The sequence below is a fragment of the Massilia sp. CT11-108 genome (genome assembly GCF_047302915.1).
Taxonomy (GTDB): Bacteria; Pseudomonadota; Gammaproteobacteria; order Burkholderiales; family Burkholderiaceae_D; genus Telluria; species Telluria orientalis.
In genome coordinates this window covers 1-3,171 of record NZ_JBKYMO010000582.1, presented here as the reverse complement: position 1 = coordinate 3,171, position 3,171 = coordinate 1, and the positions used below count along the sequence as shown (strand labels likewise).

Genomic DNA, 3,171 nt, shown 5'->3' with positions numbered 1-3,171 from the left:
CTTGGTGACCTTCGTGGCCGCCTGGCGCGCGACCGGCGCGGCGCCGGGCTTGCCGGCCGCGTCGAGCGTGTAGATCTCGGTCGCGACCTGTACCTGCGCCGCGCGGCCGTTGCTTTCCACCGTCGCCTGCACGGAGACGGTGGCCTGCGCCTTCGACACCTGCGGCGTCGTCACGAACGTCCCGTACTGGGCCACGTGCACGGGCGTCGTCTTGACGAGCCAGACGTGGCGGTAGATGCCGCCGCCCGGATACCAGCGCGACGACTTCTCGGGATTGTCGAGCCGGATCGCCACGACGTTGTCGTTGCCCGGCTTCGCGTACGGCGTCAGGTCCACGCGCCACGACGCATAGCCGTACGGCCACCCGCCCACGTATTGACCGTTCACCCAGACCTTCGCGTGCGACATGGCGCCGTCGATGTCCAGGTAGACGCGGCGGCCCGCGTCGCCGGCCGGCAAGGTGAAGTGCTTGCGGTACCAGCCGACGCCCCACCACGGCAGCTTGCCCGTCTCGCCCGGGTACTCCTGCCTGAACGGCCCTTCGATGCCCCAGTCGTGCGGCAGGTCGAGCTTGCGCCACGCGGCGTCGTCGAAGGCCGGCTGGGAGGCGGCGTCCGCTGCCGCGCTGCCGGCCGGATCGCCTTTCGTGAAGCGCCAGCCGGCGTCGAACGACTGGCGTTCGCGGACGTCGGCCGCATGGGCGCCGCCGCACAGCATGGCGACGCCGAGGGCAACGATGGTGAGGGAACGGGGAAGAAGCGTCATAGTCTCGTCGTTATGGTTATGAGAAGGGAAACCCCAAGTATGAGCCAGCCTCCCCGCGCCCAGCTATATGAAATGGGCCGGGCCGGTATCCAAAAGCGCGATAGCAGAGCCTCCTTCACGGGTTCCCGTGCAGCCGTTTCGACTCGAATTCGGCGAACGCCTCGCGCACCGCCTCGTCCAGTTCCGTGTCGATCCATGGTTTCGTCAGGAACTTGAAGATCGCGCCCCGGTTGACGGCCTCCGTGACCGACTGCAGGTCCGTGTACCCCGACAGCACCATGCGCACGGCGAGCGGATACATCTGCTTCACGCGCGCGAGGAATTCGGTGCCGCTCATCCCGCGCATGCGCTGGTCGCACACGATGACGCCCACCTCGTTCGTCGCGAGGATCTCGAACGCCTCGCGCGCATTGCTCGCGACGAGCACGCGGTAGCCGCTCTGGCGCATCGCGCGCCGGATCGCCGCCAGCAGGTTCACTTCGTCGTCCACGTACAGCAGGGTGCGGTGGTAGGGCTGCGGCTGCAGCTTGTCCAGGGCGAGCGACTTTTCCTCGCGCAGCATGCGGCCGCAATCCTCGGGCGCCGCGGGCCGGCCGAACAGGTAGCCCTGCACCTCGTCGCAGCCGTGCTGCGCCAGCAGCGCCAGCTGCCCTTCCGTCTCGACGCCTTCCGCGATCACGTCCAGCCGCAGGCCGTGTCCCATCGCGATCACGGCACGCGCGATCGCCAGGTCGTCCGGGTCGGACGTCAGGTCGCGCACGAACGACTGGTCGAGCTTCAGGCGGTCGACGGGGAAGCGCTTCAGGTAATTCAGGTTCGAATACCCGGTACCGAAATCGTCGATGGCCAGGCGCACGCCCATCTCCTTCAGCTTGCACAGGATGTCGACGGTCTTCTGCGGGTCTTCCATCGACGCGCTTTCCGTCAGCTCCAGTTCCAGCAGCTTCGGTTCCAGCCCAGTCGCGGCGAGGGTTTTCGCGACCGTGTCGACGATCCGTTCCGAGAACTGGCGCGCCGACAGGTTCACCGAGACCGGCACGGCGCGCAGGCCCTCGCGCTGCCATGCCATCGACTGTTCGCAGGCCAGCCGCAGCACCCGCTCGCCGATGGGCAGGACCATGCCCGTCTCCTCGGCCAGGCCGATGAAGCGGCCCGGCGGGATCAGGCCCAGTTCCGGATGCTGCCAGCGCAGCAGCGCCTCGAAGCCGATGAGCTGCCCGGTGGCGAGACTCGCCTGCGGCTGGTAGTACACGATCAGCTCGTCGCGTTCGAGCGCGCGCCGCAGCGCGTTTTCGAAGCGGTAGCGCTCGTACACCCCGTCGTTGAGTTCCGGCCGGTAGAACGCGTAGCGCTCGTCCTTGCTCGCCAGGGCACGCTGCAGCGCCGCCTCGGCGTCCTGGGTGAGGCCGTCGTAGTCGTCGGCGTCGTTCGGGAACAGGGCGATGCCGATGCACGGGTCCAGGTGCACGTCCTCGCCGTCGTGGACGAACGCCTGGTCCATGCGCTCCAGCACCAGGCGCGCCAGCGCGGCCATCTCCGCCTCGTTCGCGCGCAGGGCGGCGAGCGTGAACGTGCGCTCGCCCGTGCGCGCGACCGTGAGGTCGGCGTCCTGGAGCTCGCCGAGGCGAGTCGCGGCCTGGCGCAGCAGCGCCTGTTCGGCTTCCACGCCCACGCTGGCGCGGATCACCTGCAAGCGCGTCAGGCGCAGCAGCATGTAGCCGAGCAGCGGCTTGCCGTCGATGACGCGGGCCTGCATCTGGCGCACGCGGTCGCGCAGCAGCACGTCGTTCGGCAGGCCCGTCTCGCGGTCGAAGTTGGAGAGATAGCGCAGGCTCTCTTCGGCGCGGCGCAGCTCCGTCACGTCCATGCCCGCCGTGACGACGTACTGCACGCTGCCGTCGGCGCGGGGCAGCATGGTCGACGACCAGATCACGGAGCGCACGGACCCGTCGCGCGCGACCCATTCGCCGCTCTGCTGCACGGGCATCGTCCCGGCCGGCGACGCATTGAATTCCACGGGCGCGTTGTCGGCGCGGCGGAACAGGTCGCGGAACGGCCGCCCCAGCACCTCTTCCGCACGCCAGCCCGACGTCTGCTCGCAGGCCGGATTGAACAGCCGGATGCTGCCGTCGCCGTCCACCACGCAGACCAGCGCCCCGGACAGGTTCACGACGGCCGCCAGCAGCGCACGCTCCGATTCCAGCGCCGCCGTGCGCTCGTCGACCAGGCGCTCCATGTTGCCGTACAGGTGCGCGCGCTCGACGGCGACGGCGATCTGGCTGCCGACCGTCTCCAGTACCTGGCGGTCGTCCTCGGCCAGCGGGCCGTCGCCGACGGTCAGGCACATCATGCCGCGGCTGCGCGTGCCGGTCGACAGCGGGACGCGCAGGCTGGGAAAGCCGCGGC

The 3,171-nt window shown here is 69.5% G+C and carries 2 protein-coding genes; both read right to left on the bottom strand.

From position 1 onward, the window contains the following. Positions 1 to 765, bottom strand: a 765-nt coding sequence (locus tag ACEN88_RS27770) for a sugar-binding domain-containing protein (protein WP_413344831.1), incomplete at its 3' end; no start/stop codon positions are given. A 115-nt stretch (positions 766 to 880) separates the two neighbouring features. Beyond that, positions 881 to 3,171 (bottom strand): EAL domain-containing protein (locus ACEN88_RS27765; RefSeq protein ID WP_413344830.1); only part of this gene is annotated, 2,291 nt, incomplete at its 5' end.